Below are 15,524 nucleotides of genomic sequence, written 5' to 3' on the forward strand. Positions count from 1 at the left end.
CTTCCTTCACCTGGCACTGCCTTTGTTCGTGGCAGCTACCAGTTCTCATGCAAGAGGAGAGCAGCCTCAGCAGGCTCTCTCCTGTCGTGTATCATAGCACCCCTCAAGCAGCCATTTCAAACCAGGGAAGTGCTCCCGGCGGACCGAAACCGCTCCCACCGATCGATCACTCAGCCTAGAGACCAGCCGCCGCCCGCCGGTGTTGGTTGGCACCGGCCCGATACTCGCGCATCACCAGCTCCGTCAGCTCCTCCACTGACGTCTCAGCTGCTGGCTTATCCAGGGCAATGCGCCCATGCTGCAGCAGATTCACCCGATCACAGATCTCCAGCACCTGGGCATAATTGTGGGCGATCATCATGATCGAAACCTGACCCTCGCTCTTGAGCGTCCGTATCAGATTCATAATTAAACTGCCTTCCTTGGCCCCCATCGCCGCCAGCGGCTCATCCAGTAGCAAAATGCGCGCCTGCGAGTAGACCGCGCGCGCAATGGCGATCGATTGACGCTGGCCCCCCGAGAGCTGGGCCACCTCGGTATCGACCGAAGGAATATTGACCCCCATATGCCCCAGATACTCACGCGCCAGACGGCGCATCCGCTGATTATTGAGCAGCGGGAAAGGGTTCAGCAGCGACTCACGCTTCAGAAACATATTATGATAGACGCTCAGCTCATTAATGAGAGCCAGATCCTGATAAACAGTCTCGATACCTAGAGAACGAGCATGGGAGACCGAACGCAGACGGACCTCCTTGCCGTCGATAAAGATGCGGCCCTCATCGGGCTGCAGGAAGCCCGTCAGGATCTTGATCAGCGTTGACTTACCGGCCCCATTGTCGCCGACCAGGCCCAGGACCTCGCCCCGACGCAGATAGAGACTGACGCCACTGAGAGCTGTCACCGCGCCAAAGCGCTTGATCAGTCCCTCCGTGCGAATCACCTCTGTCGTTGTGAACTCACTCATTCGCGCCCTGCCTCTCGCCATAGTCGCAGACGAACGTTCAAAACCATCGCCACCAGGATGGCCGCTCCCAGGATAATATCAAACGTGAAGGCGCTGACCCCAAGCAGCGTAAAGCCATCACGGAGGATCGAGAGCACCAGCGTCCCCAGAAAAGCCCCCACGATCGTGCCCAGCCCCCCAGTCAGGGCCGTGCCGCCGATGACCGCGCCGGCGACCGCCATGAACATAATGTCGGTTCCCCCCGCCAGCGGATCGATCGAGGTGATGCGGAACGCCTCCAGGGTGCCAGCGAAGCCACCGAGCACGCTACAGAGTATGAAATTGCCAATCTTGATACGGGCCACATTCACCCCCACCTCGCTGGCCCCCAGCAGGTTGCCACCGGTCGCCACCGTATGAAGGCCCCAGCGCGTCCAGGAGAGCACGATCTGCATGACGACGGCGATGGCCACGGCCCAGATGATCTCAGCGTAGGCAGCGTGCCCCAAAATCTCATTGACCCAACCCTCTGAGGGCGTCAAGACCGGGAAGCCCTGGGAGATGGTAAGGGTCAGGCCATTGATCAGAAAGAGAGTGCCCAGGGTCGTGATGAAGGAGGGCACCTTCAGCATGACAGTAATCAGGCCATTGAAAAGGCCCACGAGCGCGCAGACGATCAGCCCCAGGATGAGCCCCACCAGGAGCGGCAGGCCCGCCTGATTGGCAAAGTACATGATGAACGGCGCCAGAGCATAGACTTGACCCACCGAGAGGTCGATCTCGCCACAGATCAAGAGCATAACCTCGCCGGCGGAAATGATGGCGGTCGCAGCCACAAACTGGGAGAGCGTCCTGAGGTTTTGCGTTGAAAGAAAGGCTTGATTGGAGAACTGGAAGTAAATGATCAGGGCGATGGCCACGACCACAATGCTGGCTTCACGCTGCCGCAGGAAGAGACGGGCCACTCGGAGCCAGGAATTGGGCCGCTTCGGCATCGGTTCCGGCTCCGTCTTCACCGGCGGAGCAAAAAGCACATCTTCGGCCATTGCGATGCTCCTTCTTGTTGCGTGCTATCTACCTTCTGATTGCCCTCCGCCCCCTCAAGCTCCCCCCGGCCTGCTTCCACGCCGCTGCACCACCTCGCCTGCCGGGCCGCTGGTGCTCCTCACATCTTCGCTAAGGAGCGGACAGTAATAGTATGTCCTAAAGGAGAAGAATCTGTAAGCCCTCGCCGCTTTCTTACTCCTCCTCTCGTAGGAGCAGCTATCACCCGCCAGGTAGACTCAGGACAGGAAGCTAGACCAGAGGAGCAGCCAGCGCGCCAGACTTACAGATTCTTCGGCTATCTATCCTCGTGCGCAAGGGCTATCGGGCTGACTGCCTGCTGGCTGAACAGCGGGAGGCCAGTAGACCGTCAGCCCGCACTTGGTGAGCGTCCCGGCTGGGCGGGGCCTCTTCTGTTCGCACGCCTCTCTTCTCTTCACGAGCGTGGCACCAGCTGCTCCTTGGAAGAACTCCCCTCAAAGCGCGTCTGCGTGCGCAGATAAGGGCCGACGTTCTCCTTGGTAACAAAGAGCAGACCGGTGTCGGTGTCGGAAGGCACCATCAGGCCACCCGAGAGCAGGTAGAGGAAGAGCTGAATCACTGGATAGAAGCCCTGGAGGTAGGGCTGCTGGTCGATCGTGAAATCGAGATTGCCAGCCTGGATCTCCTGGAGGGTCTTGGTCAAGAGATCATAGCCGCCGCCATGCACTCCTTTAGACGCCAGGTTGTATTTCTCCATGACCTGGGCGACGCCCTGGGTACTGCCCGCATCGACGGCAAACATCCCTTTGAGGTTGGAATGACCGAGATAGTAGGCTTCGATGCGCGACAGCTCCTCTTCTACCTGGGCCCCCGTCGCGACTTCAACAAAGTTGATCGGCGCCTTGGAGTCTAAAATGGCTTGCTTGGCCCCGTTGATGCGCGGCTGAATATTGAGCGAGCCGGGAGTAGCAATGAAGCCGACAACATCCCCACTGCCGACAAGAGAGACAATGCGCTGCCCCATGCGATAGCCCGATTGATAGAGATCCTGACCAATGTAGGCCAGGCGCCGGTTCTTGCTCCCAGCTGGCGCATCGGCGTTGTAGGCCACCACCGGAATACCCGCATCCAGAGCACGATTGACCGGATCGTCAAAGGCAGTGGGGTCAATGATGGAGACGGCGATGCCATCAGCCTTGGCAGCAATGGCGGCGTTGAAGGCGTCTACCATTTCCCTGACAAGGCTGTTGGCCGAACCTGTCCATTGATAGGTACAACCAACGAGAGCGCAGGCATCCTGAATACCGTATTGGGTGGGAACAAAGAAGGGATTAGTGGTGACATGATTGATAAAGACGAAGTTCCATTTCGGATGGCTGGGGAAGTTGCCCGCCACTCCCGTGGGAGAGCTGCTGCTCGATGGCTGGCCACCACAGGCCGCCAGCGCCGAGGCGAGCGTGGCCCCGGCTCCTCCGGCTAGCGCAGTCTGCAGCAGACGCCGTCGTCTGAGGGGAAGACGCTCGAAATACGCTGAGAAGCTTGATCCTTCCACGGCTGGACCTCCAGTTCCTTCTAGTCGCCTGACAGACAGAGCGATTGCCTGGGAAGGCTCACTCCGAGCGAGCGACGAAACTTGACAAGGAGAGCTTCCTCCTTGCACTTTGCTTGCTTTCCTCGCTTCAGTCGCTGTGCTTGCTGGTTGGCTCGCGCTCTCTTTCTCCCGGTTCCCTACGACCTCGTACGGCTGCCCGCGCTCTCCATTATCAACATCGATATTTGTCTATTTAATGATGAGCAGAGATCGCTGCGTTGGTGCCGGGTCACTCACCTCCTTCCCTGAGAGCAGTGGGCGTCTCGCCCTGACCGGGGCAAGCGCTCAAGGGCAGGTCCGAGCCTGTGCCGCTATAGCCCAGTGCCCGGTGTACATCCTCAGTTGTCAAGACAATGAGTTCGCGCATAGCCTCCTCGGCGGCCAGTTCCTGGCCCTGGCGAATGGCCTCGGCAACGCGCCGATGGAGCGGCATCGTGCGCCGATTGGCTCCTGGCAGGCGCGCAGTCACGAGGCGACTGGCACGCAGAGGAGCTGCCAGTGTGGCCACAATGCGCTGTAACAGCTCGTTGTGAGCTGCGGCACAGATGGCGCTGTGAAAAGCCAGGTCGGCCTCAATATACGGCTCGGCCTCCTCGACCAGCTTCTCCAGCAGGCCACAGGCTCGCTCAATGGTCTCTATCTCTTCGGCAGTCGCCCGCGAGGCTGCCAGTCGTGCCGTCATCGGCTCAAACATGAGGCGTACTTCACAGATCGCCTCCAGAAAGGCTGGATCAGGCCCCACCTCGTACTGCCAGGTCAGCACTTCGGGATCAAGCAGGTTCCAGTCCGCCCGGGGGCGTACCCGGGTCCCCGTCCGTGGGCGCGCTTCAATCAATCCTTTCTCCGCCAGCACTTTGAGCGCTTCGCGCAAGACTGGACGGCTAACGTTGAACTGCTGGCTCAGCTCAGGTTCGCTCAAAAGGGCATCTCCCGGTTGGAATTCCTTGCGCATGATGCTCAACCCGATCTCCCGCACGACCTGCGCGGACAGGTTTTGCCGCCTGAGCGAACGGAAGGTTCTTGCCATCGGCCTCCATAATTGTCATACAATTTAACGATATGATAATATAGGATACGGTCTCTGTCAAGCCATCTGCTCGCTGATGGAGTCCTCTTAGCGCCGTTCACTGTCGATCACCTCGAGAGGAGCTAGCGGGTACCGGTATGAAAATCGTTGATGTCAAGACCCATGTGATGGGCACCGCCTGGCGGAATCTGACCTTTGTGCGTGTGATTACCGATGAGGGACTGGAGGGGGTCGGTGAGGTGCGTATGCTCAATCATACGGATGCCCTGTTGGGCTATCTGGCCGAGGCTGTGCCCAACCATGTGCTCGGCCATGATCCACACCATATCGAGGATCTGGTGCAGCGCATGTACCGCAACGATTATGCCCGCGCCGGCGAGATCGCTATGTCGGCCATCGCGACTATCGAGATCGCTTGCTGGGATATCGTGGGCAAGGCCCTGGGGCGCCCGATCTATGAGCTGCTGGGGGGCCCGGTCCGCGAGCGTATGAAGGCCTATGCCAATGGCTGGTATACGGTCGAGCGCACACCCGAGGAGTTCCACCGGGCAGCGCGGCGGGTGGTTGAGCGCGGCTATCGCGCCTTAAAGCTCGATCCCTTCGGCTCGGGTTTCTACGAGCTGGAAGCGGCAGAGAAGCGCAGGGCAGTGGCGCTGGTGGAGGCAGTGCGCGATGCCGTCGGCCCAGATGTGGAGCTACTGATCGAGATGCATGGGCGCTTTAATCCAGCAACGGCGGTCGAAATGGCCCGGGAGCTGGCCCCGTTTCAGCCTTCCTGGATCGAGGAGCCGGTCCCTCCCGAAAATCTGGCGGCTCTCAAGAAGGTAGCCGAGCAGGTGACGCTTCCGGTTGCAACCGGCGAACGCCTGCATACACGCTACGATTTCCGCCCGCTCTTTGAGCTGCAGGCTGCCGATATTATTCAGCCCGACATTACGCACTGTGGCGGGCTACTGGAGGTACGTAAGCTGGCTGCCTGGGCAGAGTGCTACTATATGCTGGTAGCCCCCCACAACGTCGGCGGCCCGGTCTCGACAGCGGCAGCACTCCATCTGGCTGCCGTGACGCCCAATTTTAAGATTCAGGAGCATTTTAACGATCTCAATGAGGAGTGGGTCAAGCAGGCGGCCCCAGGTAACCCCGAGGTGGTCGACGGCTATTTCTCGCTGCCGCAAGGGCCGGGCCTGGGGGTGACCCTCGATGAGTCCTTTGTCACCGCCCACCCGCGCCAGCGCATTTTCTTTAATCTCTTTGCGGAAAACTGGCATCTGCGCCAGGCGGTACAGCCGCCAGTGACGGGATCTGCCGCCGCCGCTTCTTCTTCTGGCGATCAGCCCCCGTCACCGTCAGCCTAGCAAGCGTTAAGCAAGGAAGGCGGATAGCGCTGCTGTGCGCCTCTGGCCAGACGACCTTCTTAGATGGGCTGGAGCAGGACGGTCATGAGGAGGGCCGTGCCAGCTCCGACCAGGGTCCACAGCAGCGACCACGGCTCGCCAGGGCGCTGACTCGCTGGCAAGAGATGACTGGCCCCTAGATAGAGGAGGAAGCCGCTGAAGAAGCCCAAATAGCGCGGCAGGAGCACGGTCGGCAGGCTGATCCAGATGGTCGCCAGGGTCCCCAGCAGGGGCGTGCAGGCGAAGAAGAGCAGCCAGGCAAACGCTTGTCGGCGGCTGCTACGGTTGGCCAGTAAGAGGACGACTGCGTTGAGGCCCTCAATAAGGTTGTGGAGGATGATGGCCCCGGCCAGGAGCAGCCCTGTAGCCGGGTTGACAACGAACCCCAGGCTGATGGTCGCCCCTTCCAGGAGGCGATGCAGGGAGAAGAAGAGCACGGAGATAACTCCCAGCAGGGGCCGGGGCACACCGTTGGCAGAGGCTTCATGCTGGTCCGCTTGCCAGTGCAGGGCCAGCCTTTCAAGGAGATGAAAGGTGAAGAAACCGCTGGCCAGGGCCGCGAAGGCGGCAAAGCGCTCGCCTGGAAGAAGCGCCAGCACACTGAAGAGGCGCGGCAGCCATTGAAAGGCCGCCAGACCAACGAGGGCGCCGGCTGCGAAGGCTATGACCTGCTGGAGCTGTTCCCGTTGCCTCAAGGCAACGATCCCCCCTGCACAGGTGGAACAGAAGGCAATAATTGAGAGCAGAATGGTGCTCATCCAGGTCCTCACTCCTGAACTGGAAGATGCCGATTGGCCGATTGCGAGGTCTGCCGCGCTGTCAACGCCAGCGCTGGCGCTGCGCTAGCAGGAGGCCACGTCGTCCTGGCCCCTCCGCCTCTCTTCTAACAGTGATACCATATTGTTCCTTTTCAAAGCAATGCATTTCTGATGCTGTGGCTCCTGAAAATAGCTCGCTTGCTTGTTGGAGATTACGGCCAGGAGACCGGCCTACAGGCACTGAGGCGCAACAGCAGGAGCCCACCGTGAGGATAAGGCGGAGCTGGTGAGACATGGGAGCGCATGGGCTGGGGAAGCGCGTGGAGAGGAGGAAGGCCGGCAAGACCGCTGGCACCAGCGCCGCCGTGCCAGGCGCTGGGCCGGTTCGGTCAGGGCTGCTCTCCCTCACTCTCAGACGGCATTGGGGGCGCTCAGCACGGCATCGATGGCCGCAGTTAGCGTCTGAAGCTTAAAGGGCTTTTCGACAACAATAGCCCGGGGCGCGATGCTTTTCGCTTGCTCAATCTCGCTGGCTGGCGCCGCGGTGCAGAGAATGAGCGGGAGGTTGCGCGTATGGGGATGGGCTCGCAGCTGACGGAGTACGTCTTCGCCAGCTATATCGGGCATGTAGAGGTCGAGAATGAGGAGATCGATCGGCAGCGGATGGAGGACTTGCCCTTCGGCTTCCTCCCCGGCTGGCTTCTCCGCAAGGAGCGCCTCCAGGCACTCGCGGGGATGTCGATAATGCACCACGCGATGACCAGCAAAGTCGAGAAAGGTCACGCAGAGCTTTGCAATGCGCGGATTATCTTCTAGCAGGCCAACCTGCGCCATGTTGCTACCTTCTTACTGCTGCAAGCAGAGCTGTTGCCCGCTCTTCGAACAAACAAAGGATACAGACAACACCCTGCAACTTTGGTGATGGTTCTCCTTCGCGTAACACATCCCGTTCAAGATTGTAGTGTTCTTGATAGACGCATGTCAAGATAGTGTTGCACTTGCGAGGGGTGAAGATGGGGCTGGCCTTGCCTCGACGGCTCGGCCCCGATGCTGTACAATGCCTTCAGACGAGGCAGTCCGCCGCTGCACTGCTGCCGTTTTGCCGCCCTGAGGCGCCGTTACCACGCTGGCCCTCGCTGGGTTCTGCTCTCGCTCAGGAGAGCCTGCCCGGCCCCGACTCTCGCTGGTTGAGTGTGGTCTGCCACCATAGGGCTGGGGGAGAGCCAGAACGGCGCCGGGCGAGCCAGCAATCAGGATGCGAGTGTCACAAGGAACCTATGAGCGAGAGCGAACAGGAACAGGGCCAAATGCACCCCCTGAGTGTGGTCCGCTTCGGTCTGGGGAAGGAAATTCAGCTCTACCCAGAGGAGCTAGCGGTGGTGAAACGCGAGGAGGGTGAGGAGACGCGCATTCCACTGGCACAGATCCAGCGTCTGATTCTGATGCCGGGCGATCCGAATCCCGCCAAGTTGATCTTGTTGGCCGATCTTGACGAGCATGAGACCGTGATGCTGGCTGAGGGGATGAGTAATGTGCGCGATTTTCGGGCCATGCTGCCGCGCTTGCGCGAGCTGGCCCCGCATATCCAGTTCGATCCTCCCGATATGGAGGAGCAGCTGCGCCAGGCGCTCAATACGCGCCGCGCCTGGACGTTGACCTGCTATGGCGCCATCCTCCTGGTCTGCATCTTACTTTATCTGATTTATTTACTGGTGGCCTATATCGGTAGTCACCACCCATGAGGGTCTTGTGCCGATAGGAGACGCAGCGCTGCGCTGCAGCAGGGCAGGACAGGGAGAGGCGCCCCCTGCTGCCCTGGCCATGTTATTGCTGGCCAGGAGCAGGCGGGCCGTCCTGCCGACGCGGAGGGAGGGGAGACGGTAGCGGCGGCTCTCGTTCCTCCCGCTGTGCAGAAGACGACTGGGGCTGCTCGTCCTGTCCCGCTGATGAGGTCCGTAGCACGCCGAGGAGCCCGCGCCGATGACGGCGATTGCTGCGCGTGAGCCAGTAGAGGAAGGCGAAGAAGGCAACAGCTAGAAGGAGAGGGACAAAGGCGTTGGTGTTCCAGCCACCGCTGCTGCCTGGGAAGATATAGACGTCATCGACGGCAGCGTAGAGCTGGCTGTAGTCGCTGGCCCCCAAAGCCAGGGCATAGACCTGGCGATTCTTGGGGAGATCGCCACCGATTACCGCGCTCCAGACCTGCCCACTGTCGTTGCTGCGTAAGACTCCGATGCTGGTCCCCAGATAGAGAGTGGTCGGACTGCGAAAGTCGATCAGGATGGCACGCACGCTGACGCGCGCCAGGCCCTCTTTGCTGCGCTGCCAGCTCGCACCGTCGTCGTGCGAGAGGAAGATGCCCTGATCAGTGCCGGCCAAGACCAGGTTTGGTTCTCCTCCGCTGAGGGCCGCGGGACGGACGCGATAGACGGTGATCCCTTCTGGCAGACCTCGGCTCAGCAGACTCCAGCTCTGGCCACCGTTGTCCGAGCGATAGATGCCGTCAACGGTGGCCACCCAGAGTTGACCTCGATCGCTGACATAGACCAGGTCATTGATCGGAAGATTCGCTGGCAGTCCCTGATTGGCCTCCTGCCAGTGCTCTCCACCATCGCTGCTGAGAAAAACGCCGTGGTGGGCCGTCCCGACATAGAGCATACTGGCATGCTCCAGGTCGATGGCCAGGGATGTGCAGCTATCTGCTGGCAGTCCCTGATCGATCGCCTGCCAGTGCCCTCCTCCATCGCTGCTGAGAAAAACGCCGCGGCTGGTGGCCGCATAGAGGCGACGCTCGCTAGCATCAAAGCTGAGGGCATTGACGGCCAGGGGCAGGGGTAACCCCTGGTTGTGAGCCTGCCAGTGCTGGCCGGCATCGCTGCTGGCAAAAATGCCATCCTGAGCATCTCCGGCATAGAGCTGGGCGGGATCAGCTGGATTCACGACCAGCGCCCGAATGTGTTCGCGCTGCAGACCCGTGGATTCCCAGGCGCCGCCGGCGAGAATGCCACTGCTAGGGGCACAGGCCGCCAGAAGCAGCAATAGCCCCAACGTCAGCACTCGCAGGGGGAAGAAGCACAGCGCTCGTCGCCTCTTCCCTCTACGAACGGCGACGAATGACCCGCTCAACGTAGATAACCGTTTCGTGAATCTCATAGCCCCGTGCCAGCTTGGGAGCCTTCCCGGATGCTACCGGCCCCAGCGGCTTTAGCTGGCTCAGCAGTGGCAGGGCCTGGGCCGCCTGGCGCCCCGCCCCGCTAGAGCGCGCCAGTAGTGCAGTCAGGCGACGCCGGAGTAGCTCCAGACCCACTCCTACGGCCAGGGCCCCTACTCCGGCGGCCACTCCCTGGACCGGGCCGCGCAGAACCGCCGGCCACTGCCTCCGCTGCGGCTCCAGGGCTGGTCGCGGCCTGGTTACCAGGCTGCGCGAGACCGGTATGACCAGCTCAGCACCGCAGACCGAACAACGCTGATCCTCCGGCGCGCAGCTGGCATGACATTCAGGACAGACCATCGCTCTCCTCCCTTGCGTCCTTTATACTTGTCGTGCTTGCTTACCTCTTGCATACAGAAATATAACGAGCTGCTGCAAGGCCCGGTTTCGCTCCTCTCTACTCTAGCTCAGGCCGCCGCGGCGTCGTTCCTCCAGAATCTCTTCGAGCGCTGCGATCACAATAGCGTTCTCCTCAATGGTGTTGTAAAAATACGGGGAGATACGCACAAGGCCAGGACGCGAATCGACGATGATATTGCGCTGGATCAGTCCGGCAACAATCTGCTCGGGCTGCTCCATCTCTAGCATGACGATCGAGCTGCGTCGCTCGGGCTCGCGGGGGGCACGCACCTGCCAACCATGCTCGCGCGCCCGCGCAATCAGGTCGTTGGTCAGGTAGCGTGTGCGCTCGCAGATCGTCTCAACGCCAATCTCGCGTACCATCTCCATGCCGGCGTTAGCCGCGTAGACCGACGGGACCGCCGGCGTCCCGAGCTCGATCCGGGCCGCATCGGAGCGAAATTCCAGCTCGCGTGTCTTGAACTGGAATTGCTCGCGATGGCCAAACCAGCCAGCGATTGTCGGCTCTAGCTGCGAGAGCAGCCCCTCGCGGATATAGACGAGGGCCAGGCCCGGGCCTCCCATCAACCATTTCAGGGTGCCGCTGACCAGAATATCGATATCCATTGCGCCGACATCGATGGGAATCTGCCCAGTGCCCTGATAGTCATCGATCAGCAGGTAGGCCCCCTGTTTGTGAGCAATGTCGGCCACCGCCCGTACGTCCTGGATATAGCCGCTGGTATAGAAGACGCGCGAGGTGGCAACCAGGAGGGTACGCTCGTCTACCTTCTCCTCGAACAGCTCGGGGGGCGTGTAGATGCGATCAGGGCTTTCGACAAAGACACATTCGACGCCCAGGCGCCGCTTGGCCAGCCACTGATAGGCCAGGGTTGGAAAATCCATGTCGGCCAGCACCACTTTGTTGCGTTGACGATAGTCAAAGGCACTGGCAATGGCCCCAAGGGCCACGGAGACATTGGGGGCGAGAGCAACCTCGTGTGGCTCCGCGCCGATGATGGCCGCAAACTGACGCCGCGCCCGCTCTAGCTCGCCCAGCCAGATCTCATACCAGGCGTGCGCTCCCCATTCATTCCAGCGCTCCATGAATTCAGCCAGACGCGCCATCCCACGCTGCGAGAGGGCCCCCAGCGAGCAGCTATTGAGATAGGTCTTGCGCTGGAGAATGGGAAATTCCTTTCGGTAAGCCTCTAGCTCAGGATGCTCTACCGCAGGCGGTGCCGGATACGGCACACGCGACGCATCCGTGGTCATAGCTGGTTGCTCCTTGCTTGCTTGCTTGTGTCTATCTCTGCTTGATCTTGTGCGGGTTACCTCTGGGCAACAGTTGGGGAGCTTCAGCAACGAACAGCCTGGCAGCCCCGACTCCTCCAGCCGCCAGCGCGCTGAGCATGGCCGTTGTCGGGCCGCTCTGGCTCTGACTACGGCCAGACTGTGGCTTCGCTCGCACTGCTGTCTTTGCTCTTGCTCTCTTTCTATTCTAGCGATGCTCCTGGCACCCAGGAGTAACCGACGCTGGCAGCGCCCTGTCGGCGTCTCTCAGTCCCGCTATCAGGCCAGTGCAGGCCCTCTCTGCCGCTAGCTCAGAGTATAGCAGATCCGCCTCTGCTTGTCTTCCCACCTCCTGCCAGGCCACGACCAGCAGGGGGGAGAGGGAGACGGCGCCAGAGATCGGCTTTCTCCAGTCCTAGGAGCGCGCCGCGCGGGCCAGTGCACCAATGCTCCGCAGCAGTGAGGCCGCCGCCCGTTCAACTTCGTCGACGCTGCTCCAGCGCCCGAGAGTGAGGCGCAGAGCGCCCAGAGCGCGCCCGCGACTCAGGCCCATTGCCAGGAGAACGGGCGATGGGTCGGTGCTCCCTTCGTGGCAGGCCGAGCCGGTGGACGCGGCCACTTCCGGCGTGGCCGCCAGGATCTCCTCGCCGCTGAGACCACTGATGCTCACGTTAAGCGTGTTGGGCAAGCGCTCCTCGGGGTAGCCATTGAGCTGGATTCGCTCGCCCAGGCTTTCGCGCAGGCGCTGCCAGAGCAGATCACGCAGACGCCGCAGCCGCGCGCTCTCCGACGGCAGACGCTCCGCCGCCAGGCGGCAGGCGGCACCCAGAGCCACACAGGCCGCCACGTTCTCGGTTCCAGCCCGCAGGCCACCCTCCTGTCCCCCGCCATAGAGGACCGGCTCTAAGGCAAAGCCCAGACCACGGCGCACATAGAGCGCGCCGACGCCTTTGGGGGCGTAGAGCTTGTGGCCAGCCACCGTCAGCAAGTCTACCCCCAGGTCGGCCACAGAGGTAGTGATCTTGCCGACGCTCTGCGCAGCATCGCTATGCATGAGCGCGCCGTAGCGGTGCGCAATGGCGGCGATTTCGGCCAGCGGTTGCAGGGTGCCGGTTTCATTGTTGGCGTGCATGACGCTGACCAGCACCGTGCGCCGATCGATCACCCGCTCGACCTGCTCCGGGGAGACCCGTCCATACTCGTCGACCGGCAGATAGGTGACGCGGAAGCCGTAGAGCCGCTCCAATGCACGACAGGTGTTGAGAACAGCTGGATGCTCGGTGACCTGGGTGATGATGTGGTTACCCTGTTCCCTGCGCGCCAGGACCACCCCCCGAATGGCCAGGTTGTCGCTCTCGGAACCGCCCCCAGTGAAGATAATTTCCCCTGGGGTGCAGCCGAGCAGCATGGCAACCTCAGCCCGCGCGCGCTCGAGAGCCTGATGGGCCGCCCAGCCATAGCTGTGGGCACTGGAGGGATTACCAAAATGCTCGCGCAGGTAGGGGAGCATAGCTTCGACAACGACCGGGTCAACCGGAGTGGTGGCATTGTAGTCCAGATAGAGCAGATCGCTACGTAGCCCTGGATGCCGCAAACTCATGCTGGCCGTCCGCCTCCTTCCTTTTCGCCTCTTACTCCTACAGCCTGGCGCTTTCCCCCACCGGCCTTCTACGGGCGCTGGGCCAGCTCGGCTTCCAGTCCCTCCCGCAGCTCATGCCACAATCCACGCACAGTCTCCTCGCTGGTGCGCAGATTGCCGATGGCGGCCCGCAAGCTATATCTGCCGCGCAGCCTGGTATGCGAGAGGAAGTAGTGGCCCGCTCCGTTGATGCGATTGAGCAGGCGCTCGTTGAGGGCTGCCAGCTGCTCCTCGTCGTCGAGGCCACGCGGATGGGCCCGGAAGCAGACGGTGCTGAAGGGCGTGGGCGCCAGGCGTTCAAAATCGGGCGCCTCGTCGATCCACTGGGCCAGGAGCTGCCCGAGGCGAATGTGTTCGCGCAAACGCGCCTGCAGACCCTCCTGCCCAAAGTAGCGCATAATCATCCACAGCTTCAGGGCGCGGAAGCGCCGCCCGAGCGAGATACCATAATCCATGAGATTGGGAGCCTCCTCTTCGGTGCGTAAGATCTCCAGCACCAGACTGAAGGTGGCCTTGACAATCTCAGGCTTGCGGGTGAAGAAGACGCTGCAGTCTAGCGGTGTGAAGAGCCACTTGTGGGGATTGACAATAAAGCTGTCAGCGCGCTCGCAGCCAGCCAGAATATGACGATACTCCGGCAGCAGGGCGGCAGAGCCGGCGTACGAGGCGTCGATGTGCAGCCAGAGGCCGTAGCGCTCACAGAGATCGGCAATAGCCGGAACCGGGTCGACACTGGTGGTCGAGGTCGTTCCCACAGTTGCCACAACAGCGAAGGGCCGCCAGCCCGCCGCCAGGTCCTCCTTGATAGCTCGCTCCAGGGCAGCGACATCCAGGCGATACTCGTCATCGACGGGGATCTTGCGCAGGCCCTCCAGTCCCACACCCAGGACGATACCAGCCTTGTCAACGGCAGAATGGGCCTCCTGGGAGGCATAATAACGCAGGCGCGGTACCTCGGGCCGCCCACTCATGCCCCGCTGACGAATCTGCAGATCGCTGAGGGCTTCGCGGGCCGCCGCTAGGGCATAGAGCGTGCCGGCAGAGGCCGTATCGTTGATGACCCCAAAGAGCGACTCGGGCAGGCCAAGCATCTGGCGCAGCCAGTCGAGCGCCACTTGCTCTAGCTCGGTGGCCGCCGGCGAGGTGCGCCAGAGCATAGCATTCACATTGAGGGCCGCGGTGAGCAGTTCGCCCAGGATGCCCGGGCCAGAGCCGGTAATGCCAAAGAAACCCATGAAGCCAGGCGCATTCCAGTGGGTGATGCCAGGGAGAAGAATGCGCTCAAAGTCGGTCAGGATGGCTTGCATCGATTCGGGCTGCAGCGGCGGTTGAGCCGGCAAAGCCCGCCGGATATCGCCCGGCTGCGTGCGCGCAAGCACGGGATAGTCGTCGACACGCTCCAGATAATCAGCGACCCAGTCGACCACCTGGTGAGCATAGAGGCGAAAGCTGGCCGGGTCCATATCACCGGTCGCTTGCTCCTGTTGGGCGGGATCAAGGGTTGCCCGCTTCTGCTCTCGTTCGTCCATTGCCAGATTTTCTGCTCCTCTCAACATCGATCGGCCCGCCTCTGCAGCCTGACAGGTTCCCCACCTGGAGGGTCGGCTCCGCGGGCGCCGGGGACCTTGCTGGGAAGGCAATAGCAGCAACCTGCTGGCGCATCTCCAGAGCCGGCACCAGACTTCTGGAGACGGGCGAAGACCGGTCGTTTAGATCTTATCACATCTGGCCACCAGGTGGGACAGATTCGCCCCCGTCCAGCGAGCAGGGGATGCAGGCAGCAGGCTAGCTGCCAGCGCCTCCTGTCGTGAAATCCTCGACAGGCCCGGATAAAACACGGAGCAACGAGTAGACTTCAGAAACAGATGGCGCTGAGCGGCCAGCCCTGGCCTGGTTACCTGGCAACGATCAGCAACGATCAACCGCTTGAGCCAGCTTTAGCTGAGGCCGAGCTTCTGCGCCAGCTCACGATTCGAGGGTTCCACGAGGATGGAGCCGTCGGGGAAGACAATGGTGGGAACGCTGCGCAGGCCGCCATTGACCTGGATGACGTAGGCGGCAGCCTGCTCGTCTTTTTCTATATCGATGTAGTCATAGGCGATGTGGTGCTCGTCGAGCCAGCGCTTTGCTCTACGACAATCGCCACACCAGCTTGTCGCATATACCTTGATTTGCTGTTGGGTAATAGTCGAAGCGGTAGCGTGTCTTTCCACTGAGATAGCTCCTTGGGAATAGGGTGATAGTGGAGTGCAAAACCCCGAGTTACATTTTATAAAAACACAGCCGGGGCGCTTCTCTAT

General features: G+C 61.4%; 14 protein-coding genes. 2 read left to right on the forward strand and 12 right to left on the reverse strand.

Annotation, left to right across the window (positions count from 1 at the left end; genetic code table 11):
- Positions 1 to 175 precede the first annotated feature (175 nt).
- The 4 genes from N688_RS10135 to N688_RS10150 form a co-directional block, all read right to left on the reverse strand.
- Positions 176 to 967 carry an ATP-binding cassette domain-containing protein gene (locus N688_RS10135; protein ID WP_052889170.1) on the reverse strand — a complete coding sequence of 264 codons (792 nt, stop codon included), beginning with the start codon at positions 965 to 967 and terminating at the stop codon, positions 176 to 178.
- Positions 964 to 1,941: an ABC transporter permease gene (locus tag N688_RS10140; protein WP_052891448.1), complete on the reverse strand. Its 978-nt coding sequence runs from the start codon at positions 1,939 to 1,941 to the stop codon at positions 964 to 966. The genes N688_RS10135 and N688_RS10140 overlap by 4 nt, the downstream gene beginning before the upstream one ends.
- Positions 1,942 to 2,426: 485 nt before the next feature.
- The gene (locus tag N688_RS10145) at positions 2,427 to 3,524 is read right to left on the reverse strand and encodes a sugar ABC transporter substrate-binding protein (protein ID WP_202901889.1); all 1,098 of its coding nucleotides are present in this window, start codon (positions 3,522 to 3,524) and stop codon (positions 2,427 to 2,429) included.
- A 268-nt stretch (positions 3,525 to 3,792) separates the two neighbouring features.
- On the reverse strand, positions 3,793 to 4,590 hold the full coding sequence (locus N688_RS10150; RefSeq protein WP_081838709.1) for a FadR/GntR family transcriptional regulator: 798 nt from the start codon (positions 4,588 to 4,590) through the stop codon (positions 3,793 to 3,795).
- 137 nt (positions 4,591 to 4,727) lie between these two features.
- On the opposite strand from N688_RS10150, the gene dgoD reads away from it, so the two are divergent.
- A complete protein-coding gene (gene dgoD / locus N688_RS10155) occupies positions 4,728 to 5,945 on the forward strand; it encodes a galactonate dehydratase (protein WP_081838710.1) in 1,218 nt (405 codons plus the stop codon).
- A 59-nt stretch (positions 5,946 to 6,004) separates the two neighbouring features.
- On the opposite strand, the gene N688_RS10160 is transcribed toward dgoD, so the two are convergent.
- Complete coding sequence (locus tag N688_RS10160) at positions 6,005 to 6,742, reverse strand: ZIP family metal transporter (RefSeq protein ID WP_052889172.1); 738 nt, start codon at positions 6,740 to 6,742, stop codon at positions 6,005 to 6,007.
- 411 nt (positions 6,743 to 7,153) lie between these two features.
- Positions 7,154 to 7,576, reverse strand: coding sequence for a response regulator (locus N688_RS10165; RefSeq protein ID WP_052889173.1), 423 nt, complete (start codon positions 7,574 to 7,576; stop codon positions 7,154 to 7,156).
- A 443-nt stretch (positions 7,577 to 8,019) separates the two neighbouring features.
- Between N688_RS10165 and N688_RS10170 the strand changes: the two genes are divergently transcribed.
- On the forward strand, positions 8,020 to 8,484 hold the full coding sequence (locus N688_RS10170) for a hypothetical protein (protein WP_052889174.1): 465 nt from the start codon (positions 8,020 to 8,022) through the stop codon (positions 8,482 to 8,484).
- A gap of 82 nt (positions 8,485 to 8,566) precedes the next feature.
- Here N688_RS10170 and N688_RS10175 read toward each other — a convergent pair whose 3' ends face one another.
- The 6 genes from N688_RS10175 to N688_RS23560 form a co-directional block, all read right to left on the reverse strand.
- Complete coding sequence (locus N688_RS10175) at positions 8,567 to 9,868, reverse strand: beta propeller repeat protein (RefSeq protein WP_156025370.1); 1,302 nt, start codon at positions 9,866 to 9,868, stop codon at positions 8,567 to 8,569.
- A complete protein-coding gene (locus N688_RS10180) occupies positions 9,840 to 10,253 on the reverse strand; it encodes a zinc ribbon domain-containing protein (RefSeq protein WP_052889176.1) in 414 nt (137 codons plus the stop codon). The genes N688_RS10175 and N688_RS10180 overlap by 29 nt, the downstream gene beginning before the upstream one ends.
- A 102-nt stretch (positions 10,254 to 10,355) precedes the next feature.
- Complete coding sequence (locus N688_RS10185; protein WP_052889177.1) at positions 10,356 to 11,567, reverse strand: aminotransferase class V-fold PLP-dependent enzyme; 1,212 nt, start codon at positions 11,565 to 11,567, stop codon at positions 10,356 to 10,358.
- A gap of 433 nt (positions 11,568 to 12,000) precedes the next feature.
- The gene (locus tag N688_RS10190; RefSeq protein WP_052889178.1) at positions 12,001 to 13,185 is read right to left on the reverse strand and encodes a cysteine desulfurase family protein; all 1,185 of its coding nucleotides are present in this window, start codon (positions 13,183 to 13,185) and stop codon (positions 12,001 to 12,003) included.
- A gap of 68 nt (positions 13,186 to 13,253) precedes the next feature.
- A complete protein-coding gene (locus N688_RS10195) occupies positions 13,254 to 14,753 on the reverse strand; it encodes a pyridoxal phosphate-dependent decarboxylase family protein (protein ID WP_081838711.1) in 1,500 nt (499 codons plus the stop codon).
- Between the two features lie 408 nt (positions 14,754 to 15,161).
- A complete protein-coding gene (locus N688_RS23560) occupies positions 15,162 to 15,437 on the reverse strand; it encodes a mycoredoxin (protein ID WP_238321077.1) in 276 nt (91 codons plus the stop codon).
- Between the last annotated feature and the right edge of the window lie 87 nt (positions 15,438 to 15,524).

The organism is Thermogemmatispora carboxidivorans (genome assembly GCF_000702505.1).
GTDB classification, from domain to species: Bacteria; Chloroflexota; Ktedonobacteria; order Ktedonobacterales; family Ktedonobacteraceae; genus Thermogemmatispora; species Thermogemmatispora carboxidivorans.